Raw genomic sequence first — 25539 nt, forward strand, 5'->3', positions numbered from 1 at the left:
AGTGGCCGCGGTCCCGCAGGTGTACCCCAACAGACGGCCGCGCGCCACCCTCACGATGGGCTTATTTGTGCTTTTCGAAGCGGTAGAACAGATTTGGTTCGCTCACCAGATACAACGTGCCCGCTTCATCCATGGTCACGCCTTCGGCGCGAGGGATGGTCTTGTTCAAACCATTGAAGCCGCTCAGCAAGGTCATGAAGCTGACCTGCTCGCCCTTCTCGTCCAGCTCCAGCAACAAGTGCGAGTCAGCAGACAGCACCAGCATATGGCCCGTGCGCGGGTCGATGGCCAGGGCCGAGAGGTTGCGGATGTCCAGTTCGTCACTGGCGAGTTTTTGCTTGTCACCGGTGAGTGTCTGGCCGTCGTTGCTTTTCCAGGTGAACAACGCCGGGGGACGTTCTACACCCAGCAACATTTGCTGATTGCGCGAATCCCAGGCAATGGCTTCGAACGCCTTGTTCTGGTCTTTCGAAGGACCGAGGTCGTATTTCGGGAAGTTGGCGATGTTCAGCTCGCGGGTATCGGCATCGACCTTGACGATGGAGAGCATGTGGTCGCGCTCATCGACGATGGCCAGCAGACCGTTGCCCATGGCGGTGACCCCCTCCGGATTGCTCCAACCCACCAGCGGCATCTTGCGCAGCACGTCGCCTTGCAACGTCAGCTCGACCAGGAACGGTTTATTGCCCATGACCGAAAACAGGGTTTTTGACTGAGGGTCGTAAGCCAGGTCCGACGCCTCGTCCTTCTCCATGCCCGGCAGCACCTTGGCATCGATCACTGCCCGATAATCCGGTAGCCAAGTGCTTTCCTGGCGTTCGGCGGGGCTTTCGAAACGCTCCAGCAGCCAGAGCACGCCTCGGTCATCCCAATGCATCGCGAACGCGAGGCCATAGGCGGCAGCGGCCACCAGCAAAATCCAGGAATACCAACGCATGACAAAGCGCGAACGGCGTGCAGTTTTAAGCTTGGGCAGGGGTTGGGTGACCATCGAGGGATGCGTTCCAGAAATTCAGGCTAAGGGTAATAGCACAAGTGGGACCGGCTCAGACGCCGCAAGTCCTGGAATTATCCGGAAGATATGTGAAAAAAACGGGAAATGGCGGTAAAGCCCTTTGCGGGCACCCCAGCCTGATGATCGTTCCCACGCTCCGCGTGGGAATGCATCCCGTGACGCTCCGCGTCACATTCGAAGCGGGACGCGGAGCGTCCATGGCGGCATTCCCACGCAGAGCGTGGGAACGATCATCACAGGGGTCAGCGGTGATCTGACTAGCGGACGCTGCTGGTGAAACGGCTGACGCCTGGCAATTCCAGTACCAGTTCGTCACCGACATTCAGCGGACCGACGCCAACCGGCGTACCCGTGAGGATCACGTCACCGGCCTGCAGCGAGAAGCAACCGGCCATGTGCTGGATCATCGGCACGATCGGGTTGAGCATCGCGCTGCTGTTGCCGTCCTGGCGCACTTCGCCGTTGATGGTCAGGCGGATGCCGATGTCGGTCAGGTCAGCGAATGTGCTGCCGGACACGAATGGCGCAATCACCGCCGCACCGTCGAAGGACTTGGCGATTTCCCACGGCAGGCCCTTGGCTTTCAGCTCGGCCTGCTTGTCGCGCAGGGTCAGGTCCAGGGCCGGGGCGAAGCCAGAAATAGCATCCAGCACTTCTTCACGGCTCGGTTTGGTCGACAAAGGCTTGCCGATCAACACCGCGATTTCCGCTTCGTAATGCACCGAACCACGTTCGGTCGGAATGCTGAAACCACCTTCCAGCGGCACGACGCAACTGCCCGGCTTGATGAACAACAGCGGTTCTGTAGGCACCGGGTTGTCCAGTTCCTTGGCGTGTTCGGCGTAGTTACGGCCGATGCACACCACTTTCCCCAACGGAAAGTGAATACGCGTGCCGTCGACATACTGGTGCTGATAGCTCATTACCGCCCCCTGTTTCGTAGCTTTTAAATTCAAAAGTCAAACAGCGAAAATCTTGCCCGGGTTCATGATGCCGTTCGGATCGAACACCGCTTTGACCGCTTTCATGTACTCGATCTCAACCGGCGAGCGGCTGTAGGTCAAGTAATCACGCTTGGTCATGCCCACGCCGTGCTCGGCGGAAATCGAGCCGTTGTACTTCTCGACGGTTTCGAACACCCACTTGTTGACGGTCGCGCACTTGGCGAAGAACTCGTCCTTGCTCAGGTTTTCCGGCTTGAGGATGTTCAGGTGCAGGTTGCCGTCACCGATGTGGCCGAACCAGACGATTTCGAAATCCGGGTAGTGTTCGCCGACGATCGCGTCGATTTCCTTCAGGAACGCCGGGACTTTCGACACAGTGACCGAAATGTCGTTCTTATACGGCGTCCAGTGGGAAATGGTTTCGGAGATGTATTCGCGCAGCTTCCAGAGGTTCTGCAGCTGGGTTTCGCTCTGGCTCATCACGCCGTCCAGCACCCAGCCCTGCTCAACGCAGTGCTCGAAGGTTTCCAGGGCGTGGTTGGCCACTTCTTCGGTGGTCGCTTCGAATTCCAGCAGCGCGTAGAACGGGCAATCTGTTTCGAAGGGCGCGGGTACGTCGCCCCGGCCCATGACCTTGGCCAAGGCTTTATCGGAGAAGAATTCGAACGCGGTCAGGTCGAGCTTGCTCTGGAACGCGTGCAGCACCGGCATGATCGAGTCGAAATCGGTAGTACCGAGGACCATCGCGGTGAGGTTTTTCGGCGCGCGGTCCAGACGCATGGTGGCTTCGACCACAAAACCGAGGGTGCCTTCAGCGCCAATGAACAGCTGGCGCAGGTCGTAACCGGTGGCGTTCTTGATCAGGTCTTTGTTCAGTTCCAGCAGATCGCCCTTGCCGGTGACCACTTTCATGCCAGCGACCCAGTTTCGGGTCATGCCGTAGCGAATGACCTTGATCCCGCCGGCATTGGTGCCGATATTGCCGCCAATCTGGCTGGAACCTGCCGAAGCGAAATCCACCGGGTAGTACAGGCCTTTTTCTTCGGCGACGTTCTGCAGGTGTTCGGTGACCACGCCCGGCTGGCAGACCGCAGTGCGGTCAGTCAGGTTGACGTCGAGAATCTGGTTCATGTAGTCGAAGGACACGACGACTTCGCCATTGGCAGCCACGGCAGCGGCGGACAGCCCGGTACGACCGCCGGACGGCACCAGCGCAACCTTGTGCTCATTGGCCCAACGGACGATGGCCTGGACCTGCCCGGTGGTCTTGGGGAACACGATGGCGGTCGGGGCCGGGGCGAAATGCTTGGTCCAATCCTTACCGTAAGCATTCAGGGAGTCGGCATCGGTCAGCACCTTGCCAGGCTCAACCAGGGTCTTCAGCTCTTCAATCAGGGCAGGATTGGTCATCGACAGAACTCTCGAACAATTCATGGTCATCCTGAGAACGCTTCACGTCGCAGGAATGAGTGTTTAGCGGGGTGCGTATGCTAGCATACCGACCCCGCAGGGTAGTGCCCAACGGCTATTCTGCGGTAACGGCATTCTTGCCGTTCGGGTCAGCGTCTGCTGGCTATTTCCTGCCATTTTTCTCCGGGATACAGGTTTACGCAGATGAGCAAGACTTCTCTCGATAAGAGCAAGATCAAGTTCCTTCTTCTCGAAGGCGTCCACCAATCGGCTGTCGACGTCCTCAAGTCGGCGGGCTACACCAGCATCGAGTACCTCACAGGTTCTCTGCCGGAAGCCCAGCTGAAGGAAAAGATCGCTGATGCGCACTTCATCGGCATTCGCTCGCGCACTCAACTGACCGAAGAGATCTTCGATCACGCGAAGAAACTGGTCGCTGTCGGCTGTTTCTGCATCGGCACCAACCAGGTCGACCTTAACGCTGCCCGCGAACGCGGCATCGCCGTGTTCAACGCTCCGTACTCCAACACTCGCTCCGTTGCCGAGCTGGTGCTGGCCGAAGCGATCCTGTTGCTGCGCGGCATCCCTGAGAAGAACGCTTCCTGCCACCGTGGCGGCTGGATCAAGAGCGCTGCCAACTCCTTCGAGATCCGTGGCAAGAAGCTCGGCATCGTCGGTTACGGCTCGATCGGTACTCAACTGTCGGTCCTGGCTGAAGGCCTGGGCATGCAGGTGTGCTTCTACGACACCGTGACCAAGCTGCCATTGGGCAACGCCACTCAGGTCGGCAACCTGCACGAGCTGCTGGGCATGTCCGACATCGTCACCCTGCACGTTCCGGAAACCGCGGCGACCCAGTGGATGATCGGCGAGAAGGAAATCCGCGCCATCAAGAAGGGCGGCATCCTGATCAACGCGGCTCGCGGCACTGTAGTTGAACTGCAAGCCCTGGCGGACGCGATCAAGGACAAGCACCTGATCGGCGCGGCCATCGACGTCTTCCCGGTGGAGCCACGCTCCAACGAAGAAGAGTTCGAAAGCCCGCTGCGTGGCCTGGACAACGTGATCCTGACCCCGCACATCGGCGGTTCCACCGCTGAGGCGCAAGCCAACATCGGTCTGGAAGTGGCGGAAAAACTGGTCAAGTACAGCGACAACGGTACCTCGGTATCGTCGGTGAACTTCCCGGAAGTGGCCCTGCCGGCTCACCCTGGCAAGCACCGTCTGCTGCACATCCACGAAAACATTCCGGGTGTGATGAGCGAGATCAACAAGGTCTTCGCCGAAAACGGCATCAACATTTCCGGTCAGTTCCTGCAGACCAACGAGAAAGTCGGCTACGTCGTGATCGATGTCGACGCCGAATACTCGGAAATGGCGCAAGAGAAGCTGCAGCACATCAACGGCACCATTCGTTGCCGCGTGTTGTTCTGATAGTGACTTGAGCGACAAAAAAAGGAGACCTTCGGGTCTCCTTTTTCATGGGCGCGACTAACGTTACTTAACGTTGACGGTAATTTTTTCCGAGACGATCGGCGGATCGAACGGCATGTGGCCGCTATCGCCCAGTTCCAGCTGCAAGGTGTGCTTGCCCGGTGTCAGCTTGATTTCGGCCTGGGTCTGCGCCTTGCCGAAGTGCAAATGGTTGGCATCATTCGGAATCGGGGCGCCAGCAGCTGGCAGTTTGTCGACGTCGATCAGCAAATGGTGATGGCCGGTGTTCTTGGTGACATCGCCCGCTGGTGCCAGCGCAATGTTCTCGACAGCGAACTTGACGACAACGGTCTGCGGAACCGTGGCGCCATCCGCAGGAGAAACGATGGATACTTCTGCACCTTTTGGAGCCGGTGTAGCCGCCGTTGCCAGCATCGAAGCCCCCATCAACAGGCCAGCCAATGCTGCACGTGACATAAAGGTTTTCATTTTCTTCTCCAGTTTTTTCGTAAAATCCGTGTGGCCATGACAACTTCACGGCCAATCGTTGTCGAAGGCACTCGACAACCATAGCAAAGCGAGCCTGAATCAGAGCATCGCAATAATGAACTCAAAGGAGTGACCATGCGCTTTTTGCCTGGCCTGATCTGCCTGCTACCCCTTCTGAGCCCTTTGGTTCATGCCGAACTGATTGACGACGTAAACGACCGCGGCGAATTGCGTATTGCCATTGAGGCTAATACACCGCCCTTCAATTTCAAGGAAGACGGCCAACTCTCGGGTTTTGAAGTCGAGTTGGGGCAAATGCTGGCCAATGAGCTGGATGTGCGGGCCGACTTCGTCATTACCGATTCCAACGATCTGCTGGCCGGTGTCGAAAGCGGTAAATACGACATCGCCATCAACCACATAGCAGTGACCCCGGACCTCAAGGATCGTTTCGATTTCAGCGAGCCTTACGTTCAGACCAACCCGCAATTGATCGCGCAGAAGGAAGAGCCACGTTCGATTTTGCTGGTGCAGTCGCTGACGCAAGAGAAACCAAAAGACACATCGCCGGTTAACCTGGCGATTCCGTTTCAGAAGGGCAACCCGGCATTTCATGCCAGCCTGGAGAACGCCCTGCAGCGGATCAAGGCGGATGGGCGACTGGAGGCACTGGAACAGAAGTGGTTGGGAGCGGATGCGAGCGTGGCGCCGAAACCCTGATTTCAGGCTGATGAGTAACCCTGTGGGAGCGAGCCTGCTCGCGAAAGCGGTGTATCAGTCGACATTAGGCTGCCAGACATATCGCCTTCGCGAGCAGGCTCACTCCCACAGTGGTTTTGTGTAGGTTCTCAGTCGAGTGTTGCCAGGGCCTGCGCCGCTTGTAGCAACTCGATTTCGCTGAAGACCTGAACCCCATTGCGCTTGAGCAATGCGGCAGTCACGCCCTCGCCACTCACCTTCACCCCACTGAACGTCCCGTCGTAGGTCAACAGATTCCCGCAAGACGGGCTGTTGGCCTTGAGCACGGCAATGCGGATGCCGTGCTTTTGCACCAGTTCCAACGCCTGAAAAGCCCCCGAGAGAAACTCGGCGCTGACGTCGTCGCCCTCGGTGGTGATCACTGAGGCGTGGCCATCCAGCACTTCACCACCCTGCCCGCCCGGAATCTCGGCCGCTGCCCTTGGCGTCGGCAAGCCACCGGCCACCTCCGGACACAACGGCACCACCCGACCTTCATCAAGCCACTGCTGAAGCTGATCGAACGGCCCACTCGCCCCGCCGTCGTAACGTACGCGGTGGCCCAGCAGACAGCGGCTTACCAGAATCTTTTGCATAATCAGAACGGCTCGTTGCCACGGCGCCGGAACCAGCCGGTCAACGACAGGCGATCGCGGGTCGCGGGCAGGACTTCATGGGGTACTTCACCCGACAGGAACACCACCAGGCAACCACCTGCGGGCACCACATCATGTTCGACGCTTTCATCGAGGTACATGCGCAACTGGCCGCCGTGTTCGGGCAGCCAGGCGTCGTTGAGATAGACCACCGCCGACACCATGCGCCGGTCGTCGTCGCGGAAGCGGTCGACATGCTTGAGGTAGAACGCGCCGGGCGGGTACAGCGCGAAATGGCTTTCGAAATCTTCCAGCCCCAGAAACAAACCGCGATTCATCGCCTCGCGCAGGCTGTCCATCAAATCCAGATAACTGTCACACGCCAACGCCTGGCCGCGCTCGATCCACTGGATATGGTCGCCGCGAATCCCCTCGCGAACTTCGGATGTCGCCCCGCGCCCTACGGCGGCCGGGGCCAATTCGCCCTCGGCAGCACGTTTACGGCACTCAGCCGCCAGTTCCCGGGTCAGACCCAGAGGAAGGAAAATATGCTGCTGCGACCAGCCGTGCTCGGCCAGGTCGTCGACGATACGTAACAGCAGCGGGTGATCAGAGGGTATTCGCATGCCGCGCATAGTATTCCTGTGCCTGAAAATCCGACAGAGCCGCGCAGCGGGTTGATACGAATTCTCGACAAGGACGAATGCCACACGGAGAATAGTCGCCTGCTGACAGGAGTCCCTATGCGCCGTTTGCTTTTTTCACTGTTGATGTTCTGTGTATTGCCCGCTTGGGCAGACGGCCACGACCAGCTGTACAAGGTCGCCGGTTGGCCAGAACAACGCGCGCATTTCAACGACGCTCTCTCGGCCGCTCAGCAGCGGTACCAGAACAGCCTGCCGCCGGCAGTGTTCCAGGCGCTGGTGAATAACAGCAATCAGCGCTTTGCCCCCCAGGCCGTGGACCAGCGCGCCGAAGCGCAATTGCGCAAGGCCCTCGCCGATCCGAAACCTGCGCTGACATTCTTTCAGTCACCCTTGGGCAAGAAAATCGTGGCCGCCGAATTGCTTGCGACCCGTCGCGATCAGTTGGCAAAAAACGCCAAGGGCTTGCCCAAGATCCAGGCCAGCGACACCCGCATGCTGATCATCGGCCATCTGGCCCAGGCCTTGCCCGCTCGCGAAGCCGGCGCGGAAGTCAGCCTGGCGATCGCCGGCGTCGCGGCCGACAGCCTCAGTTCGATGATCCCCGGCCTGCTCGGCGGCGGTCAGGCTCAAGGCATGTTGAATGGTCAGCGTCAGCGCTTGATGGAGCAGATCGGCAACGACCTGAACAACACGCTGTTGTATGTCTATCGCGACCTGTCGGATGAAGAACTGGAAGAATTCGCGACCTTCGCCGAGTCCGCCGAGGGCAAGGCTTATTACCAGGCAGCCTTGGCGGCGATTCGCGCGGGGTTGGCGGTTGGGCAGTAATGTTTAGCGCCTGATAAATCGTTATCGCGAGCAGGCTCGCTCCCACAGTGAGCGAGTTGTTCACATGTGGGAGCGAGCCTGCTCGCGAAGAGGCCAGCACAGACGCTAAAGATTCCGCCCCTTGATCCGCTTGGTCAAAAACCCGAAATACTCCCGCCGCAACGCCATCGTTTCATTCGCCAGGTGATGCCGTGCCTCAGGCAACATCAGCACTTGCGGCCGATCGAACTTGCCCCGCAACACTTCAAGGTTATGCTCCCAGTCCACGGTCATGTCCGCCTGCCCCTGCACAATCAGCGGTCGCCGCATGCTGTACGGTGCGGCTTCGATGTGCTTGATCCAGCGCGCCAGCGCACCGACCCAGGCAGTCGGCAAACGGAGCGGTTGCAACGGGTCCGCTTGCAGGAAGGGCAAAAAATCCGGGTCGTTGGAGTTCTCGCTGAAGCGCCGGGCGATGGCTTTGACGAAAGGTTTGAGCAGGTAATAACTGAGCTGCGACCAGCCCCAGGCCCGCGGCCTTACCAACGGTGACAGCAAGATGACCTGGCCCTGGGCCGGACTGCTGGCCCCCTGATTGAGCACATGATCGATCACGATCGCGCCACCCGTGCTTTGCCCGCACAGGTGCCACGGCTGCGGCAGATCGAGAGATTGCGCCTCGGTGAACAACCCTTGCAGCGTGTCCTGATACTCGGTGAAATCCTTGATGCTGGCCCGTTCGCCACTGGACAGCCCGTGTCCCGGCAGGTCGCAGGCAATCACCGCAAAATCCTGCTCCAGCGCCCACTCGATCACATGCCGGTAAAGCCCCGTGTGATCGTAATAACCGTGGAACAAAAACAGCGTCGCCTTCGCCCGCTCGGGCCACCAGACCTGGCTGACCACTTCATAACCATCGACCGCAAAACGCCCAAGGCCACTGCGCACGTTGCGCCCCGCAAAATCCAGCCCGTAGAAACGCTGGTAAGCCAGCGCCTCTACCGACAGCGGCTGCCAGTCGGCCAGCGGCCGCAGGCTGGCACGCAGATGATCGGGGTCGAAAGTGGCAGACATGAGCAATTCCAGAACGCGAAACAGACTTTATGGGCCTGCGATATTCATCTGTTGGGGCAAGCATGGCAAGCTAGCGCACCTTCGAGGACTGAAATCCATGCGCTCGCCCTACCGCGCCACATTGCTTGCCAGCCTGCTCACCCTCGTGTGTGCCGGCGTGCTATGGGCTGCCTACGACTGGTTTGAGGGGCGCTACCTGCGAGCGTTCAGCGAGCACACCGCGGTGTTCTCCGGCGACCCGCTGCGCCTGCCCGACAACCTCGCCGGCCCCGGCCCCATCCGCCTCGTGCACTTCTGGGACCCGGCCTGCCCGTGCAACGTCGGCAACCAACAACACCTGAGCGAACTGGTTGAGCACTATGTACCGCAAGGCGTGGAGTTTTATGCGGTACAAAAGCCTGGCAGCCACGGCCAGTTGCCGAACACCTTAAGCAGCCTGAAAAGCATCGTCGTCCTGCCGGGTGCCGAACAGATCCCCGCAAGCCCGGCCGTGGCGATCTGGGATCGCAACGGCAAACTGGCGTATTTCGGCCCGTACAGCGAAGGCCTGACCTGCAATTCCAGCAACAGCTTTATCGAACCGATTCTGCAAGCGTTGAACGAAGGCCGCGCGGTGAATGCCACGCACACACTGGCCGTGGGTTGTTACTGCCCGTGGCCAGTCGACACACAGAAGCAAACGCTGACAGGAGACGCGAATCCCTCCTAAGTGCGATGGCCAGGTCGGCAAGCCGTGTTAAACAGTGGCGCCAGGAACTGCTGCCACACATAACAACAAGGAATCACCATGAAACGCAGCCTGACCGTCCTCGCCCTGCTGGTTGCCGCACTCGCCGCAGGTGCAGGCTGGTACGTTTTCAGCAAGCAGCCGACACGCCAAGGCATGGTGGAGCTGCAACACCTGCAAGGTTCGGTCACCGTGCGCTACGACGAGCGCGGCATCCCGCACATCCGCGCCGATAACGAAACCGACCTGTACCGCGCCCTCGGCTACGTGCACGCCCAGGATCGGCTGTTCCAGATGGAAGTCCTGCGCCGTCTCGCACGCGGCGAGCTGGCCGAGGTACTGGGCCCGAAACTGCTCGACACCGACAAGCTGATGCGCAGCCTGCGCATTCGCGAACGCGCCGACACCTACCTGGCGAACATGGACAAACAGTCGCCGGCCTTTATCGCCATGCAAGCCTATCTGGATGGCATCAACCAATATCAGGACGGCCATTCAAAACCTGCGGAATTTGATGTACTGGGCATTCCCAAACGTCCTTTCACCGCCCAGGACACCATCAGCATCGCCGGTTACATGGCCTACAGTTTTGCTGCGGCGTTTCGCACCGAACCGTTGCTGACCTACGTGCGCGATCAGTTGGGCGCCAACTACCTGAACGTCTTCGATCTCGACTGGCAGCCCAAGGGTGTACTGACGAAAAACCGCAGCGCTGCCCTGCCGCCCCTCGCCAGTACCGACTGGAAAGACCTCAACGCCCTCGCCCGTCTCAGCGAACAGGCGCTGGCCGACAACGGCTTGCCGCAGTTCGAGGGCAGCAACGCCTGGGCGGTCTCCGGCAGTCGGACCAAAAGCGGCAAGCCGCTGTTGGCCGGCGACCCGCATATCCGTTTTTCCGCGCCGTCGGTGTGGTATGAAGCGCAGCTCTCGGCACCGGGCTTCGAGCTCTACGGCCACTATCAGGCATTGATGCCATTTGCCTCTCTCGGGATGAACCGCGACTTCGGCTGGAGCATCACCATGTTCCAGAACGACGACCTCGATCTGATTGCCGAGAAGGTCAACCCGGACAACGCCAATCAGGTCTGGTATCGCGGCAAGTGGGTGGACATGGTGACCAGCGAACAGCAGATCGCGGTCAAGGGCCAGGCACCAGTGACATTGGTGCTGCGCCAGTCGCCCCACGGCCCGATCGTCAACGATGCGCTGGGCAGCAGCGTCGGTAAAACGCCGATCGCCATGTGGTGGGGTTTTCTCGAAAGCCAGAATCCGATCCTTGAGGGCTTCTATCAGCTCAACCGCGCCGACACCCTGGCCAAGGCGCGCAGTGCCTCTGCAAAGATCCAGGCGCCGGGCCTGAACATCGTCTGGGCCAACGCCAAGGGTGACATCGGCTGGTGGGCGGCGGCGCAATTGCCGAAACGTCCGGCGGGTGTGCGTCCGGGGTTCATACTCGATGGCAGCACCGCCGACGCGGACAAGGAAGGTTTCTACCCGTTCAGCGCCAACCCGCAGGAAGAGAACCCGGCACGCGGTTACATCGTCTCGGCCAACTTCCAGCCGGTGTCGCCGACCGGCATGGAGATTCCCGGTTACTACAACCTGGCCGATCGAGGTCAGCAGCTCAATCGCCAGCTCGGAGACAAAAACATCAAGTGGGATCTGGACGCCAGCCAGAAGCTGCAACTGGGCACCACCACCGCTTACGGCCCGCGCCTGCTGGCGCCGCTATCGCCGGTATTGCGTGAAGTAGTGAGCGATCCCGCCGAACTCAAACTGGTTGAGCAACTGGCCCAATGGCAAGGTGACTACCCGCTCGATTCCACCAGCGCCACGTTGTTCAACCAGTTCCTGTTCAACCTGGCTGACGCGACGATGCACGATGAGCTGGGCAATGACTTCTTCGAGACTTTGCTGTCGACCCGGGTGATTGATTCCGCACTGCCTCGCCTGGCCGCGACTGCCGATTCGCCGTGGTGGGACAACCGCAACACCCCCGACAAGGAAACCCGCGCCGATACGGTCAAGGTTGCCTGGCTGGCGAGCATTGCTCATCTCAAGGCCTCCCTCGGCGGCGATTTCGCGCAATGGCAGTGGGGCAAGGCGCACACGCTGACCCATGGCCATCCGCTAGGGCAGCAAAAGCCGCTGGAGCGGATTTTCAATGTCGGCCCGTTCGCGGCACCCGGCACCCATGAAGTACCCAACAACCTCTCGGCCAAAATCGGCCCCGCGCCGTGGCCAGTGACTTACGGCCCGTCGACCCGGCGCCTGATCGACTTCGCCGACCCGACCCACAGCCTGACCGTCAACCCGGTCGGCCAGAGTGGCGTACCGTTCGACAGCCACTATGACGATCAGGCTGAGGCGTATATCGAAGGGATCTACTACCAGGCGTATCTCAACGACGAAGAAGTCGCGGCCAATACCCGCAGTACGTTGAAGCTGTTGCCGGCGCGTTCAGCTCAGTAGTTGATCGTTCCCACGCTCTGCGTGGGAATGCAGCCCGGGACGCTCTGCGTCCCTTACAGAGCCGAACGCGGAGCGTCCGTGGAGGCATTCCCACGCAGAGCATGGGAACGATAGATCAGCGTTCAAACCATCGCCGCAAAGTTCAGCCTGAACTGCTGTGGCGTCACGCCCAGCCTGCGATTGAACACACTGCGCATGTGCTGGGCATCGCGAAATCCGCACTGGTAAGCCACGGTCTTCAGCGGCGAGTGGGTGCTTTCAAGCAACACCCGCGCCGCATCCACCCTGGCCCGTTCGACGAATTCTGCCGGGGTGACTTTCGCCTCTTTGGCAAACACCCGGGAAAAGTTGCGGGCGCTCATGTTGGCGGCGTTGGCCAGGTCGGCAATCGCCAGGTCGCCCGTCAGGTTGGCCAATACATAGAGCTGCACCAACGCCACGGCCGAAGTGGGCTCGGCGTGTGGCGTGAGGAATGGGCTGAACTGTGACTGCCCACCCGAGCGCTGAGTGAACACCACCAGTCGCTTTGCCACATTCAGCGCGACTTCCGGCCCGTGATCCCTGGCCAGTAAATACAGCGACAAATCAATCCCCGCCGTGACACCCGCCGAGGTGTAGAGCTCGCCGTCCTGCACGTAAAGGCGATCCGCCTCGACCTGAGTCGACGGGCACAACTGCGCCAGCGCCGCGGCGTCACCCCAGTGGGTGGTGACCATTCGCCCTTCCAGCAACCCGGCCCGGGCGAGCATGAACGCGCCGTTGCAGATCGAGCCAAAGCGTTGCGCCTGAGCGCAGGCGTCGCGCAGCCAGGTATCGAACGCCGCACCAAAATCCATGAACGGCAACTGCGGCCCACCGGCCACCAGCAGCAAGTCATACGCCTCCAGCGCTTCGCTGAAATGCCGATGGGCATTGAGTGACAAACCGTTGGAACACGCCATCATCCCGCGCTCGACGCCGATCACCTCCAGTCGATAGTGATCGGGGGGTTCAAGGAAACGATTGGCTTCGCAAAACACATCCATGGGACCGGTGACGTCCAGGGACTGAACGCCGGCAAAGACCACGATGGCAACGGTTTTACTCATGGCAGGAATCGCCTTCCAGGTATTGAAATGAAAGTCAGCCATCACACGACCTGTAGCAGCTGCCGAGCCTGCGAGGCTGCGTCCGGCTGCGCAGCAGTCGTGAAATCAGGCACTGCGGTCTTTCAGGTGAATCGCGTGCGCAGGGTTTACGACTGCTGCGCAGCCGGACGCAGCCTCGCAAGCTCGGCAGCTGCTACAGGGGGTGCGTGTATCCTGATTCAAACTTAGCCAATCCTCGCCCAACACGCGAGGTTGGCACGATATGCATGCTCATTGGCCGGGATCGCAGCCTTGGATCGATTGTCCGGTTTCGGGGGCGCGGACAGACTGAACCCATCAGCGCCGCCACGGCGCTCCCCATGAGGACAGCACGATGAGCAGCACCATCGCCGGTATCAAAATCCCCGACAGTGCGTTGGCCAAAGCCACCACGGAATACATTCGCGACGTCGAATCAGACTTGCTGTATCACCACTCGCGCCGGGTGTTTCTGTTCGGCGCCTTGAGCGGTGAACGCAAGCAACTGACCTACAACCCCGAACTGCTGTACGTCGGCGCGATGTTCCATGACTTGGGTCTGGTGGAGGGTCATCGCAGCGACAACGAACGCTTCGAAGTCGATAGCGCCAATGCCGCCAAAGCGTTCCTCAAGCCTTACGGTTTGTCCGATGACGATATCGAGCAGGTCTGGTTGTCGATTGCCCTGCACACCACACCGGGCGTGCCGCAACACCTGCGACCTAATGTGGCGCTGGTCACCGCGGGTGTTGAAATGGATGTGCTGGGCATCGATTACGCAGCATTCCCCAGCGCGCAACGCGAAGCAGTGGTGCATGCCCACCCGCGTGGCGAAGGGTTCAAGGAATGCATCCTGTGTGCGTTTGCCAATGGCTTCAAACACAAGCCGGATACCACGTTTGGCACCGTGAACGCGGATGTGCTGGTGGATAGCGAGCAGGGCTTCAAACCGATGAACTTCGTCGAGATCATCCGCAAGTCCCCTTGGGTTTCCTGATCTTGATCGTTCCCACGCTCCGCGTGGGAATGCAGCCCGGGACGCTCCGCGTCCCCTCCAAAGCCGAACGCGGAGCGTCCGTTGAGGCATTCCCACGCAGAGCGTGGGAACGATCAGGTGAGGCTCAAGCCGCTTCCGGCGCCTGCGGGGCGCGACGCACGTCCGGTTGTTTCCAGGAGTCGGCAGCGCTTTCTTCGATCGCCTGCTGGATCGCACGCTTGCGACTTTCTTCGGCACGGCGGCTGAAGAACCAGACCAGGAACGTCATCAGCGATACCGCCAGCAGAATCAGACTGGCCACGGCGTTGATCTCGGGTTTCACGCCCAGACGCACCGCCGAGAACACTTCCATCGGCAGGGTCGTGGAACCCGGGCCGGACACGAAGCTCGCCAATACCAGGTCATCCAGGGACAAGGCGAACGACATCATGCCGCCAGCCCCCAACGATGGCGCGATCATCGGAATGGTGATCAGGAAGAACACCTTCCACGGCCGCGCCCCAAGGTCCATGGCTGCTTCTTCGATGGACAGGTCCAGCTCACGCAAGCGCGCCGAGACCACCACCGCCACATACGCCGCACAGAACGTGGTGTGGGCGATCCAGATGGTGAGGATGCCGCGTTCCTGTGGCCAACCGATCATCTGCGCCATCGCCACGAACAGCAGCAACAGCGACAGACCGGTGATCACCTCAGGCATCACCAGCGGCGCGGTGACCAGGCCACCGAACAGCGTGCGGCCCTTGAAGTGGGTGATACGGGTGAGTACGAATGCCGCCAGCGTCCCCAGTGCCACCGCTGCAATCGCCGTGTAGCAGGCGATTTCCAGCGAGCGCACCACCGAGCCCATCAGTTGGGTGTTGTCCATCAAGCCGACGTACCACTTGATCGACCAGCCGCCCCACACCGTCACCAGTTTCGAGGCGTTGAACGAGTAGATCACCAGGATCAGCATCGGCGCGTAAATGAACAGCAAACCCGCCACCAGCATGAAACTTGAGAAACGGAAGCGCTTCATTCTTTACCCTCCATTTCCTTGGCCTGACTGCGGTTGAACAGGATGATCGGCACAATCAGTATCGCCAGCATCACCACCGCCAGGGCAGACGCCACCGGCCAGTCACGGTTGTTGAAGAACTCTTGCCAGAGCACCTTGCCGATCATCAGGGTTTCCGGACCGCCGAGCAGTTCCGGGATCACGAACTCGCCCACCACCGGAATGAACACCAGCATGCAGCCGGCGACGATGCCGTTCTTGGACAGCGGAATGGTGATCTTCCAGAAGCTGTTGAACGTGCTTGAACCCAGGTCGGAGGCGGCTTCCAGCAGGCTGTTGTCGTGCTTCACCAGGTTGGCGTAGAGCGGCAGGATCATGAACGGCAGGTACGAATAAACCACGCCGATGTACACCGCGAGGTTGGTGTTGAGGATCTGCAGCGGTTCGTCGATCCAGCCCATGGTCATCAGGAAACCATTGAGCAGACCGTTGTTGCTGAGGATGCCCATCCACGCGTAAACGCGGATCAGGATCGCGGTCCAGGTCGGCATCATGATCAGCAGCACGAGTACCGTTTGCATCTCTTTGCGGGCACTGGCGATGGCGTAGGCCATCGGGTAGCCGATCAGCAAACAGAGGACGGTGCTGATCAGCGCCATCTTCAACGAACCGAGGTAGGCGGCGATGTACAAATCATCGCCCGCCAGCATCGCGTAGTTGCTCAGGTTAAGCAGCAACTGCACTTTTTGGTCGAGGTAGCTGTAGATCTCGGTGTACGGCGGAATGGCCACGTCGGCTTCGGCGAAGCTGATCTTCAGGACAATGAAGAACGGCAACATGAAGAACAGGAACAGCCAAATGAACGGAACCCCGATGACCAACTGGCGGCCACCGGGAATTATTCGATTGAGGCGGCGTTTGAATTTGCGCATGTTCATGAGCGAAGTACCACGCCGCTGTCGTCTTCCCAGTACACATAAACCTGGTCACCCCAGGTTGGGCGCTGGCCGCGGCGCTCGGCGTTGGCGACGAAAGACTGGACGATCTTGCCGCTCGGCAGTTCGACGTAGAACACCGAGTGGCCGCCGAGGTAGGCGATGTCGTGCACCTTGCCGCTGGACCAGTTGTATTCGCAGGTCGGCATGGTCGGCGTCACCAGCAGTTTTTCCGGACGGATCGCGTAGGTCACGGATTTGTCCTGCACCGACGTGCTGATACCGTGGCCCACGTAAATCTGCCGGTCCAGATCCTTGCAGGTGATGATTGCGTGGCCTTCGGCGTCGTCGATCACTTCACCTTCGAAGATGTTGACGTTGCCGATGAACTCGCAAACCAGGCGGCTGGTCGGGGTTTCGTAGATGTCGATCGGGCTGCCGATCTGGGCGATCCAGCCCAGGTGCATGATCGCGATACGCTCGGCCATGGTCATGGCCTCTTCCTGGTCGTGGGTCACCATGACGCAGGTTACGCCGACCCGCTCGATGATCTCGACCAGCTCCAGCTGCATTTGCGAACGCAGCTTCTTGTCCAGAGCCCCCATCGGTTCGTCGAGCAGCAACAGCTTCGGCCGCTTGGCCAGGGAACGCGCCAGGGCCACACGCTGACGCTGGCCACCGGACAACTGATGCGGCTTGCGCTTGGCGTACTGCGTCATCTGAACCAGCTTGAGCATGTCCGCGACACGGGCATCGACTTCAGCGGCGGGGATTTTGTCCTGTTTGAGGCCAAATGCGATGTTCTGCGCCACGGTCATGTGCGGGAACAACGCGTAGGACTGGAACATCATGTTGATCGGTCGCTCGTAGGGCGGCATGTCCGTGATGTCTACGCCATCGAGGAAAATGCGCCCCTCCGTGGGCCGTTCGAAGCCTGCGAGCATGCGCAGCAACGTGGATTTGCCCGATCCCGAACCGCCGAGCAGGGCGAAAATCTCGCCTTTCTTGATTTCCAGGGACACGTCGTCCACGGCAATCGTCTCGTCGAACTTCTTCGTGACCCGGTCGATTTTGACCAACACCTGTTTAGGTGATTGGTCGCCCTCGAGGGCTTTCTTATAGGCGCCGGAGGCAACTGCCATTTACGAAACTCCCAGAAAAAAAGAGTGCAGTTCGCTCAAGGTGAGCCAACCTTGGATAGTTTGAGCCTTGTCGCTATTTACCCGACTTGACCTTGGTCCAGCTGCGGGTCATCAAACGTTGAATGTTTGGTGGCAACTCGATAGACACGTAAGTCTTGTCGAGGACGGCTTGCGGTGGATAAACCGATTCGTCGGTGCGAATGGATTCGTCCATCAGCTTGTCCGACCCTGGGTTAGGGTTGGCGTAACCCACGTAATCGCTGACTTGGGCGATCACCTCGGGTTTCAGCAAATAATTGATGAAGGCGTGGGCTTCCTTGACGTTGGCTGCATCCTTGGGGATCGCCAGCATGTCGAACCAGAGCGCGCCGCCCTCTTTCGGAATCGAGTAGGCGATGTTCATGCCTTTGCCGGCTTCAGCCGCGCGGGCCTTGGCCTGGAACATGTCGCCGGAAAAACCGATCGCCACGCAGATATCGCCGTTGGCCAGGTCCGCGATGTATTTGGACGAGTGGAAATAGGTCACGTAAGGCCGCACCGCCAGCAACTTGGCTTCGGCCTTTTTGTAGTCTTCGGGGTTGGTGCTGTTGGCGTTCAGGCCCATGTAGTTGAGGACCGTGGGCATCATTTCATCGGCGGAGTCGAGGAACGCCACGCCGCAGCTTTGCAGTTTCTTGATGTTTTCCGGCTCGAACACCACATCCCAGGAATCGATCTTGTCGAGGCCCAAAACAGCCTTCACTTTGTCGACGTTGTAACCGATGCCGTTGGTGCCCCACAGGTACGGCACGGCGTACACGTTACCCGGATCGTTTTGCTCCAGGCGCTTGAGCAGCACCGGGTCGAGGTTGGCATAGTTGGGCAGCTTGGACTTGTCGAGCTTCTGGAAAGCGCCCGCCTTGATCTGCTTGCCGAGGAAGTGGTTGGACGGTACGACCACGTCATAACCGGTACGCCCGGCCAGCAACTTGCCTTCCAGGGTTTCGTTGGAGTCGAAGACGTCATACACCGGCTTGATGCCGGTCTCTTTCTGGAAGTCGGCCAGGGTTGTCGAACCGATGTAGTCCGACCAGTTATAAATATGCACAGTGCCAGCGGCCTGGACACTCACGGCAAGTGTCAGTCCGGCGCCGACCAGCAGTGCATTGCGCAACAAAGAAAAAACAGGCACGTGGAGGTCCTCTAAAATTAGTTGGGCCCAAGTTGCCCCGCGTTACATGACAGCCATGGCTGCCTGGCAACAAAACCGGCGCGCAACTTACCCTCGAAAAACCGTTCCAGCAAAACTTTTATGCAGAACCCTGTAACAGCTGCCGAAGGCTGCGTTAAGGTCCGAAGGACCTTCCCGCGTTCTTGAGAGCGCAACCGCTGCGCGGTTGGACGCAGCCTGCGGCAGCTGCTACAGGGTTTGTTACTTACTTACCGGATTTGATCTTGGTCCAGCTGCGAGTCAGGATCCGCTGCGTCGCGGCCGGCAAGTCGGCAATCGCGTACAGCTTGGCCAGCACGTCTTCTGGCGGGTAGATGCCCGGGTCGGCGGTGATTTCTTTATCGACCAATGCGGTGGCGGCTGCGTTACCGTTCGGGAAACGTACGGCGTTGGTGATTTCAGCCATGATTTCCGGCTTCTGCAGGAAGGTCATGAACTTGTAGGCGCCTTCGACGTTTTCGGCATCTTTAGGGATGGCGACCATGTCGTAGAAGCTGCCTGCACCTTCTTTCGGAATGTTGTAGCTGACTTTCACCTTGTCACCGGCTTCAGCCGCGCGAGCCTTGGCCTGGTAGATGTCGCCCGAGTAACCCACGGCCACGCAGATGTTGCCGTTGGCCAGGTCGGAGATGTACTTGGACGAGTGGAAGTAGCCCACCGACGGACGAATCTTCAGGAAAAGCGCTTCGGCTTCGGCCAGTTGTTTTTTGTCCTGGCTGTCGGTTGGGTAACCGAGGTAGTGCAACGCCACCGGAATCATCTCGGTTGGCGAATCGAGGAAGCTGATACCGCACGATTTCAACTTGGCAGCGTTTTCAGGTTTGAACAGCAGGTCCCAGGAGTTGGTTGGCGCATCGGCGCCCAGTGCAGCCTTGACCTTCTCGGCGTTGAAGCCGATACCGATCGAACCCCACATGTACGGGAACGCGTGTTCGTTGCCCGGGTCGCTTACCGATACTGCTTTAAGCAGGTCAGTGTTCAGGTTCTTCCAGTTAGGCAGCTTGGACTTGTCGAGCTTCTGGTAAACGCCGGCCTTGATCTGCTTGGCCAGGAAGTTGTTCGACGGTACGACGATGTCGTAGCCGGACTTGCCTGCCAGCAACTTGGCTTCCAGGGTTTCATTACTGTCGAAGACGTCGTAAACAACCTTGATCCCCGACTCGGCTTCGAACTTCTTGACGGTGTCCGGCGCGATGTAATCGGACCAGTTGTACACGCGAAGAACCTTGTCGTCCGCCTGAACTGCGCCCGCCATCATGCCCATCAGGGACATGGCGAGGAGGGTCTTGCCAGCTATCTTCATACCTAATGCCTTCATGGGTAATGCTCCAATTATTCTTTTTAACCACGTTCTTGTTAACCAAGAGCCAGCGGCCTTTTCCTGGGCAACTAAAACAACCGGTAGTCTGGCAAGATCCAAGGCAGGCTTTCAAGGAAAGACCCATCCTTTGTTTGCGCTGAGCGAAGTGCACACTTCACACCTCGCTCAGAGCCTAGCACTTAGCCCTGCAACGCACTCAGGGTCAGGTCCAGGCACTTGCGTGCCTTGGTCACCAACTCGTCGATTTCAGCCGGTGTAATCACCAGTGGCGGAGCAATGATCATGGTGTCGCCCACGGCGCGCATGATCAGGCCGTTTTCGAAGCAGAACGTGCGGCAAATCATGCCGGCGCCCTTGCCTTCGAAACGTTTGCGAGTGGCTTTGTCCTGAACCAGTTCTATGGCCCCCAACAGACCCACGCCACGCACTTCGCCCACCAACGGGTGATCGCTCAGTTCCCGTAGACGCTTCTGCAAATAGGGTGCCGTTTCTGCATGAACGCGCTCGATAATTTTTTCTTCGCGCAGGATGCGGATGTTCTCCAGTGCCACCGCAGCGGCCACCGGGTGCCCGGAATAGGTGAAACCGTGGTTGAAATCGCCGCCTTCGTTGAGCACCTCAACCACTTCATCACGCACGATCAGGCCACCCATAGGGATGTAGCCGGAGGTCAGGCCTTTGGCGATGGTCATCATGTCGGGTTTGAGGTCGTAGAAATCGCTACCGAACCACTCGCCGGTACGGCCGAAACCACAGATCACTTCGTCAGCCACGAACAGGATGTCGTACTTGGCGAGGATTTCCTTGATGCGCGGCCAGTAGGTGGCTGGCGGAATGATCACGCCGCCGGCACCCTGGATCGGCTCGGCAATAAAGGCACCGACGTTGTCCACGCCGACTTCCAGAATCTTCTCTTCCAGCTGATTGGCCGCCCAGACACCGAACTCTTCCGGTGTCATCTCGCCGCCTTCAGCGAACCAGTACGGCTGCGCGATGTGGACGATGCCCGGAATCGGCAAGTCGCCTTGTTCGTGCATGTACGTCATGCCACCCAGGCTCGCGCCGGCCACGGTGGAACCGTGATAGCCGTTCTTGCGGCTGATGATGACTTTCTTCTTCGGCTGACCCTTGATCGCCCAGTAGTGACGAACCATACGCAGCATGGTGTCGTTGCCTTCAGAACCGGAACCGGTGAAGAACACATGGTTCATGCCTTGTGGCGCGATGTCGGAAATGGCCTTGGCCAGTTCCAGCACCGGTGGGTGAGCCGTCTGGAAGAACAGGTTGTAGTAAGGCAGTTCGCGCATCTGTTTACTGGCGGCATCGGCCAGTTCATCGCGACCGTAGCCGATGGCTACGCACCACAGGCCGGCCATGCCGTCGAGGATCTTGTTGCCTTCGCTGTCCCAGAGATAAACGCCTTTGGCGTTGGTGATAATCCGCGGGCCTTTCTCTTTCAGCTGCTTGAAATCGCTGAACGGGGCCAGGTGGTGATCGTTGCTCAGGGTTTGCCATTCACGGGTTTGCGGGTTGTTGCTGGTCATGCGAACTCTCCTAAGATTTTCAGTGAGAGCGCCGCCAACATCAGCGGCGCCCGGCGCATCAGACGGCGAACAGCAGGAATTCCCGCTCCCACGAACTGATCACGCGCTTGAAGTTTTCATGCTCGGCCCGCTTGACCGCGACGTAGCCAGTGATGAATTTCTTGCCCAGGTATTTCTCGATAGTCGCGCTGTGTTCCATGCGTTCCAGCGCGTCTTCGATGGTCAGTGGCAGGCGCAGGTTGCGGCGTTCATAGCCACGCCCCACCACCGGCGCACTCGGGTTGAGGCCTTCGACCATGCCGATGTAACCGCAGAGCAGGCTCGCGGCAATCGCCAGGTACGGGTTGGCGTCGGCGCCCGGCAGGCGGTTTTCCACCCGACGGTTTTGCGGCCCGGCATCCGGAACCCGCAGGCCCACGGTGCGGTTCTCTTCGCCCCATTCCACGTTCACCGGCGCCGAGGTGTCCGGCAAGAAGCGGCGGAACGAGTTGACGTTCGGTGCGAACAGCGGCAACAGCTCGGGGATCAGTTTCTGCAAACCACCGATGTGGTTCAGGAACAGCTGGCTCATGCTCCCGTCTTCATTGGAGAAGACGTTCTTGCCGGTCTCGATGTCGATGATGCTCTGGTGCAAGTGCATCGCACTGCCCGGCTCGCCGGTCATGGGCTTGGCCATGAAGGTGGCAGCCACATCGTGCTTGAGCGCGGCTTCGCGCATGGTGCGCTTGAACACCAGGATCTGGTCGGCCAGGGACAGGGCATCGCCGTGACGGAAGTTGATTTCCATCTGCGCCGTGCCGTCCTCGTGGATCAACGTGTCCAGGTCCAGTTCCTGCAATTCGCACCAGTCGTAGACGTCTTCGAACAGCGGATCGAATTCGTTCGCCGCTTCAATCGAGAAGGACTGACGACCGGTTTCCGGACGACCGGAACGGCCAATCGGCGGTTGCAGCGGGAAGTCCGGGTCTTCGCAGCGCTTGGTCAGGTAGAACTCCATTTCTGGCGCCACGATCGGCTGCCAGCCCTTGTCGGAATAGAGTTTCAGCACCTTTTTGAGCACGTTGCGCGGCGACAGCTCGATCGGGTTGCCTTGCTTGTCGTAGGTGTCGTGGATCACCTGAGCGGTGGGCTCAATGGCCCAGGGCACAAGGTACACCGCGTTCTGGTCGGGGCGGCAGATCATGTCGATGTCGGCCGGGTCGAGCAGTTCGTAATAGATGTCGTCTTCGACATAGTCGCCGGTCACGGTCTGCAACAGAACGCTCTCGGGCAGGCGCATGCCTTTTTCGGCAATGAACTTGTTGGTCGGCGAAATCTTGCCCCGGGTGATCCCGGTCAAGTCGGCGATCATGCATTCGACTTCTGTGATCTTGTGGTCTTTCAACCAATCGGTGAGCTGGTCGAGGTTGTTACTCATAAATGCCTCTTAGGCTGAGTTTCCTGACTCTGATAAGTCAGGCGTTGTTTGACGCATCGGCGTCGCGTTGTAATGCGCGCTTACGGCAGGCATCGCCAAATGCCTGGAAGATCGCAAGGTAATCCGGGTTTGAGCTTACCTGCCATTCGGGATGCCATTGCACTCCCAAAGCAAAACTCTTGCCCTGCGGGACCGAGACGGCCTCGATCAACCCGTCAGGCGCCAAGGCTTCGATGCAAAGGCCCGGCGCCAGACGTTCAACGCCCTGGCCATGAATCGAATTGACCTGTATCTCACTCGCCAGCCCCAGGCCCGCGAGCACGCCACCCGGTTGAATGTGCACCGGATGACTTGGCGCATACTGTCCTTCAAGCGGTAGGCTATCGTCTTCACGGTGATCCATGAATGGACCGGCTTCGTGAACTTTTTGATGCAGGGTGCCGCCAAACGCCACATTCATTTCCTGGAAGCCGCGGCAAATGCCGAGCACGGGAACACCGGCCTCGACAGCGGCGCGGATCAACGGGAGGGTGGTGGCATCACGTGCAGAATCATGAGCAGTGCCCGGCGCGCTGGCGGGGCCGCTATAGTGAAACGGTTCTATATTGGAAGGTGAACCTGTAAAGAGGATGCCATCCAGACCGTCCAGAATATCGGACGGTGCCAGCAAATCGGCCAGGGACGGAAGAATCACCGGCAGGCCCTTGGCCGCCGAGGCCACGGCGCGGACGTACTTGTCGCCACTGATGTGATAAGCATGCAGACCGATCTGCTTAGAGCAGGCGGTGACGCCGATTAACGGCAGGCGAGACATGAAGCACCCCGGTATTATTGCTGTTATGGGTTTGAATCGAGCTTAGCCTTGTTCATTTTTTTACACAACACCCCCGTAAAAAATACAACACGGCCCGCTCAAGCCCGCAGACGCTAAAGCGCTCAAAGGCATAAAAACGCCCCAAAGTGCCTCAAAAAAGCTCAATGGGTGCTTTTTTAGGGCAAAAAAGGCCTCGCTTGACTTCGGCATGCCGTTCGGGTTGACTGGAATCCGAAGAGATCAATGATTGATATTTTTAACAACAAAGGTGTTGCATCATGTCGGTACCCCCGCGTGCCGTTCAGCTTAACGAAGCGAACGCGTTCCTTAAGGAACATCCTGAGGTTCTGTACGTTGACCTTCTGATTGCGGATATGAATGGTGTGGTGCGCGGCAAGCGCATTGAACGCACCAGCCTCCACAAGGTTTACGAGAAAGGCATCAACCTGCCGGCCTCTCTATTTGCTCTGGATATCAATGGCTCGACGGTGGAAAGCACCGGCCTGGGCCTGGACATCGGCGATGCTGACCGAATCTGCTATCCAATCCCTGACACCCTGTGCAATGAACCTTGGCAGAAGCGCCCTACCGCGCAACTGTTAATGACCATGCACGAACTTGAAGGTGAACCTTTCTTCGCGGATCCCCGTGAAGTTCTGCGTCAAGTTGTTGCCAAGTTCGACGAGATGGGTCTGACGATCTGCGCCGCGTTCGAACTGGAGTTCTACCTGATCGACCAGGAGAACGTGAACGGTCGCCCACAACCGCCTCGCTCGCCAATCTCCGGCAAGCGTCCGCATTCGACCCAGGTTTACCTGATCGACGACCTCGACGAATACGTCGACTGCCTCCAGGACATTCTGGAAGGTGCGAAAGAGCAAGGCATCCCTGCCGACGCGATCGTCAAGGAAAGTGCCCCGGCGCAGTTCGAAGTGAACCTGCACCACGTTGCCGACCCGATCAAGGCCTGCGACTACGCGGTCCTGCTGAAACGCCTGATCAAAAACATCGCCTACGACCATGAAATGGACACCACGTTCATGGCCAAGCCTTACCCGGGCCAGGCGGGCAACGGTCTGCACGTCCACATCTCGATTCTTGATAAAGATGGCAAGAACATTTTTGCCAGCGAGGATCCCGAGCAGAACGCCGCACTGCGTCACGCGATCGGCGGTGTGCTCGAGACCCTACCGGCGCAGATGGCTTTCCTCTGCCCGAACGTCAACTCCTACCGTCGTTTTGGCGCACAGTTCTACGTGCCGAACGCACCGTGCTGGGGTCTGGACAACCGTACCGTTGCGGTGCGTGTGCCGACCGGTTCCGCCGACGCGGTCCGTCTGGAGCACCGCGTTGCCGGCGCCGATGCCAACCCGTACCTGCTGATGGCTTCGGTCCTGGCAGGCGTGCACCACGGCCTGACCAACAAGATCGAGCCGGGCGCACCCGTGGAAGGCAACTCCTACGAGCAGAACGAGCAAAGCCTGCCAAACAACCTGCGCGATGCATTGCGCGAGCTGGACGACAGCGAAGTCATGGCCAAGTACATCGATCCGAAATACATCGATATCTTCGTCGCGTGCAAAGAGAGCGAGCTGGAGGAGTTCGAACACTCCATCTCCGACCTCGAGTACAACTGGTACCTGCATACCGTGTAAGCGGTTGCAGTAAAAACAACGCCGCCGGCCTCACAGCTTGCGGCGTTT

Annotated in this window: 23 protein-coding genes; 7 read left to right on the top strand and 16 right to left on the bottom strand. The window is 59.2% G+C overall.

What is annotated here, in order from left to right:
- Positions 1-61 precede the first annotated feature (61 nt).
- From BLW70_RS03615 to BLW70_RS03625, 3 genes are all read right to left on the bottom strand, one after another.
- The gene (locus BLW70_RS03615; RefSeq protein WP_074871755.1) at positions 62-991 is read right to left on the bottom strand and encodes an SdiA-regulated domain-containing protein; all 930 of its coding nucleotides are present in this window, start codon (positions 989-991) and stop codon (positions 62-64) included.
- Positions 992-1272: 281 nt separating this feature from the next.
- The gene (locus BLW70_RS03620) at positions 1273-1938 is read right to left on the bottom strand and encodes a fumarylacetoacetate hydrolase family protein (protein ID WP_074871756.1); all 666 of its coding nucleotides are present in this window, start codon (positions 1936-1938) and stop codon (positions 1273-1275) included.
- Between the two features lie 36 nt (positions 1939-1974).
- Positions 1975-3369 (bottom strand): FAD-binding oxidoreductase, encoded by a 1395-nt coding sequence (locus tag BLW70_RS03625; RefSeq protein ID WP_074871758.1) that lies wholly within the window; start codon positions 3367-3369, stop codon positions 1975-1977.
- Positions 3370-3573: 204 nt separating this feature from the next.
- Between BLW70_RS03625 and serA the strand changes: the two genes are divergently transcribed.
- The gene (gene serA / locus BLW70_RS03635; protein ID WP_074871760.1) at positions 3574-4803 is read left to right on the top strand and encodes a phosphoglycerate dehydrogenase; all 1230 of its coding nucleotides are present in this window, start codon (positions 3574-3576) and stop codon (positions 4801-4803) included.
- Between the two features lie 63 nt (positions 4804-4866).
- On the opposite strand, the gene BLW70_RS03640 is transcribed toward serA, so the two are convergent.
- A complete protein-coding gene (locus tag BLW70_RS03640; RefSeq protein ID WP_008150497.1) occupies positions 4867-5292 on the bottom strand; it encodes a DUF4399 domain-containing protein in 426 nt (141 codons plus the stop codon).
- A 135-nt stretch (positions 5293-5427) separates the two neighbouring features.
- Here BLW70_RS03640 and BLW70_RS03645 point away from each other — a divergent pair, with 135 nt between their 5' ends.
- Positions 5428-6012, top strand: coding sequence for a transporter substrate-binding domain-containing protein (locus tag BLW70_RS03645; RefSeq protein ID WP_074871762.1), 585 nt, complete (start codon positions 5428-5430; stop codon positions 6010-6012).
- Between the two features lie 128 nt (positions 6013-6140).
- Here the strand turns inward: BLW70_RS03645 and BLW70_RS03650 are convergent, their stop codons facing one another.
- On the bottom strand, positions 6141-6626 hold the full coding sequence (locus tag BLW70_RS03650) for a 2-thiouracil desulfurase family protein (RefSeq protein WP_074871764.1): 486 nt from the start codon (positions 6624-6626) through the stop codon (positions 6141-6143).
- Between the two features lie 2 nt (positions 6627-6628).
- Entirely contained in the window at positions 6629-7261 is a 633-nt protein-coding gene (locus BLW70_RS03655) for a 2OG-Fe(II) oxygenase (RefSeq protein ID WP_074871765.1), read from the bottom strand.
- A gap of 108 nt (positions 7262-7369) precedes the next feature.
- Here BLW70_RS03655 and BLW70_RS03660 point away from each other — a divergent pair, with 108 nt between their 5' ends.
- Positions 7370-8101, top strand: a complete 732-nt coding sequence (locus BLW70_RS03660) for a DUF2059 domain-containing protein (RefSeq protein ID WP_074871766.1) — start codon at positions 7370-7372, stop codon at positions 8099-8101.
- Positions 8102-8206: 105 nt separating this feature from the next.
- Here BLW70_RS03660 and bipL read toward each other — a convergent pair whose 3' ends face one another.
- The gene (gene bipL, locus BLW70_RS03665; RefSeq protein ID WP_074871768.1) at positions 8207-9154 is read right to left on the bottom strand and encodes a phospholipase BipL; all 948 of its coding nucleotides are present in this window, start codon (positions 9152-9154) and stop codon (positions 8207-8209) included.
- 97 nt (positions 9155-9251) lie between these two features.
- Between bipL and BLW70_RS03670 the strand changes: the two genes are divergently transcribed.
- Positions 9252-9863 (top strand): DUF6436 domain-containing protein, encoded by a 612-nt coding sequence (locus tag BLW70_RS03670; RefSeq protein WP_074871769.1) that lies wholly within the window; start codon positions 9252-9254, stop codon positions 9861-9863.
- 78 nt (positions 9864-9941) lie between these two features.
- Complete coding sequence (locus tag BLW70_RS03675) at positions 9942-12353, top strand: penicillin acylase family protein (RefSeq protein WP_074871771.1); 2412 nt, start codon at positions 9942-9944, stop codon at positions 12351-12353.
- A gap of 122 nt (positions 12354-12475) precedes the next feature.
- Here BLW70_RS03675 and BLW70_RS03680 read toward each other — a convergent pair whose 3' ends face one another.
- Positions 12476-13441, bottom strand: coding sequence for a GlxA family transcriptional regulator (locus BLW70_RS03680; protein ID WP_074880398.1), 966 nt, complete (start codon positions 13439-13441; stop codon positions 12476-12478).
- 373 nt (positions 13442-13814) lie between these two features.
- On the opposite strand from BLW70_RS03680, the gene BLW70_RS03685 reads away from it, so the two are divergent.
- Complete coding sequence (locus BLW70_RS03685; RefSeq protein WP_074871772.1) at positions 13815-14456, top strand: HD domain-containing protein; 642 nt, start codon at positions 13815-13817, stop codon at positions 14454-14456.
- A gap of 124 nt (positions 14457-14580) precedes the next feature.
- On the opposite strand, the gene BLW70_RS03690 is transcribed toward BLW70_RS03685, so the two are convergent.
- The 8 genes from BLW70_RS03690 to BLW70_RS03725 all read right to left on the bottom strand — a co-directional run bounded on the left by BLW70_RS03690 (position 14581) and on the right by BLW70_RS03725 (position 23836).
- Entirely contained in the window at positions 14581-15474 is an 894-nt protein-coding gene (locus BLW70_RS03690) for an ABC transporter permease subunit (protein WP_074871774.1), read from the bottom strand.
- A complete protein-coding gene (locus tag BLW70_RS03695; protein ID WP_074871776.1) occupies positions 15471-16391 on the bottom strand; it encodes an ABC transporter permease subunit in 921 nt (306 codons plus the stop codon). The genes BLW70_RS03690 and BLW70_RS03695 overlap by 4 nt, the downstream gene beginning before the upstream one ends.
- Positions 16388-17530, bottom strand: a complete 1143-nt coding sequence (locus tag BLW70_RS03700) for an ABC transporter ATP-binding protein (RefSeq protein ID WP_074871777.1) — start codon at positions 17528-17530, stop codon at positions 16388-16390. Before BLW70_RS03700 ends, BLW70_RS03695 begins: the two co-directional genes overlap by 4 nt.
- Positions 17531-17603: 73 nt before the next feature.
- Entirely contained in the window at positions 17604-18701 is a 1098-nt protein-coding gene (locus tag BLW70_RS03705; RefSeq protein ID WP_074871779.1) for a polyamine ABC transporter substrate-binding protein, read from the bottom strand.
- A 244-nt stretch (positions 18702-18945) separates the two neighbouring features.
- Entirely contained in the window at positions 18946-20043 is a 1098-nt protein-coding gene (locus BLW70_RS03710; protein ID WP_074871782.1) for a polyamine ABC transporter substrate-binding protein, read from the bottom strand.
- A 197-nt stretch (positions 20044-20240) separates the two neighbouring features.
- A complete protein-coding gene (locus BLW70_RS03715; protein WP_074871784.1) occupies positions 20241-21605 on the bottom strand; it encodes an aspartate aminotransferase family protein in 1365 nt (454 codons plus the stop codon).
- Between the two features lie 58 nt (positions 21606-21663).
- Positions 21664-23022 (bottom strand): glutamine synthetase family protein, encoded by a 1359-nt coding sequence (locus tag BLW70_RS03720; protein ID WP_074871785.1) that lies wholly within the window; start codon positions 23020-23022, stop codon positions 21664-21666.
- A gap of 37 nt (positions 23023-23059) precedes the next feature.
- Entirely contained in the window at positions 23060-23836 is a 777-nt protein-coding gene (locus tag BLW70_RS03725) for a gamma-glutamyl-gamma-aminobutyrate hydrolase family protein (RefSeq protein ID WP_074871787.1), read from the bottom strand.
- Positions 23837-24114: 278 nt separating this feature from the next.
- On the opposite strand from BLW70_RS03725, the gene BLW70_RS03730 reads away from it, so the two are divergent.
- Positions 24115-25491, top strand: a complete 1377-nt coding sequence (locus tag BLW70_RS03730) for a glutamine synthetase family protein (protein WP_008150449.1) — start codon at positions 24115-24117, stop codon at positions 25489-25491.
- Positions 25492-25539 lie beyond the last annotated feature (48 nt).

It is taken from the genome of Pseudomonas frederiksbergensis, from assembly GCF_900105495.1.
GTDB classification, from domain to species: Bacteria; Pseudomonadota; Gammaproteobacteria; order Pseudomonadales; family Pseudomonadaceae; genus Aquipseudomonas; species Aquipseudomonas frederiksbergensis.

Coding starts and splice junctions, on each gene's coding strand:
- BLW70_RS03615 (WP_074871755.1), bottom strand. CDS start 991: ATGGTCACCCAACCCCTGCCCAAGCTTAAAACTGCACGCCGTTCGCGC.
- BLW70_RS03620 (WP_074871756.1), bottom strand. CDS start 1,938: ATGAGCTATCAGCACCAGTATGTCGACGGCACGCGTATTCACTTTCCG.
- BLW70_RS03625 (WP_074871758.1), bottom strand. CDS start 3,369: ATGACCAATCCTGCCCTGATTGAAGAGCTGAAGACCCTGGTTGAGCCT.
- serA (WP_074871760.1), top strand. CDS start 3,574: ATGAGCAAGACTTCTCTCGATAAGAGCAAGATCAAGTTCCTTCTTCTC.
- BLW70_RS03640 (WP_008150497.1), bottom strand. CDS start 5,292: ATGAAAACCTTTATGTCACGTGCAGCATTGGCTGGCCTGTTGATGGGG.
- BLW70_RS03645 (WP_074871762.1), top strand. CDS start 5,428: ATGCGCTTTTTGCCTGGCCTGATCTGCCTGCTACCCCTTCTGAGCCCT.
- BLW70_RS03650 (WP_074871764.1), bottom strand. CDS start 6,626: ATGCAAAAGATTCTGGTAAGCCGCTGTCTGCTGGGCCACCGCGTACGT.
- BLW70_RS03655 (WP_074871765.1), bottom strand. CDS start 7,261: ATGCGCGGCATGCGAATACCCTCTGATCACCCGCTGCTGTTACGTATC.
- BLW70_RS03660 (WP_074871766.1), top strand. CDS start 7,370: ATGCGCCGTTTGCTTTTTTCACTGTTGATGTTCTGTGTATTGCCCGCT.
- bipL (WP_074871768.1), bottom strand. CDS start 9,154: ATGTCTGCCACTTTCGACCCCGATCATCTGCGTGCCAGCCTGCGGCCG.
- BLW70_RS03670 (WP_074871769.1), top strand. CDS start 9,252: ATGCGCTCGCCCTACCGCGCCACATTGCTTGCCAGCCTGCTCACCCTC.
- BLW70_RS03675 (WP_074871771.1), top strand. CDS start 9,942: ATGAAACGCAGCCTGACCGTCCTCGCCCTGCTGGTTGCCGCACTCGCC.
- BLW70_RS03680 (WP_074880398.1), bottom strand. CDS start 13,441: ATGAGTAAAACCGTTGCCATCGTGGTCTTTGCCGGCGTTCAGTCCCTG.
- BLW70_RS03685 (WP_074871772.1), top strand. CDS start 13,815: ATGAGCAGCACCATCGCCGGTATCAAAATCCCCGACAGTGCGTTGGCC.
- BLW70_RS03690 (WP_074871774.1), bottom strand. CDS start 15,474: ATGAAGCGCTTCCGTTTCTCAAGTTTCATGCTGGTGGCGGGTTTGCTG.
- BLW70_RS03695 (WP_074871776.1), bottom strand. CDS start 16,391: ATGAACATGCGCAAATTCAAACGCCGCCTCAATCGAATAATTCCCGGT.
- BLW70_RS03700 (WP_074871777.1), bottom strand. CDS start 17,530: ATGGCAGTTGCCTCCGGCGCCTATAAGAAAGCCCTCGAGGGCGACCAA.
- BLW70_RS03710 (WP_074871782.1), bottom strand. CDS start 20,043: ATGAAGATAGCTGGCAAGACCCTCCTCGCCATGTCCCTGATGGGCATG.
- BLW70_RS03715 (WP_074871784.1), bottom strand. CDS start 21,605: ATGACCAGCAACAACCCGCAAACCCGTGAATGGCAAACCCTGAGCAAC.
- BLW70_RS03720 (WP_074871785.1), bottom strand. CDS start 23,022: ATGAGTAACAACCTCGACCAGCTCACCGATTGGTTGAAAGACCACAAG.
- BLW70_RS03725 (WP_074871787.1), bottom strand. CDS start 23,836: ATGTCTCGCCTGCCGTTAATCGGCGTCACCGCCTGCTCTAAGCAGATC.
- BLW70_RS03730 (WP_008150449.1), top strand. CDS start 24,115: ATGTCGGTACCCCCGCGTGCCGTTCAGCTTAACGAAGCGAACGCGTTC.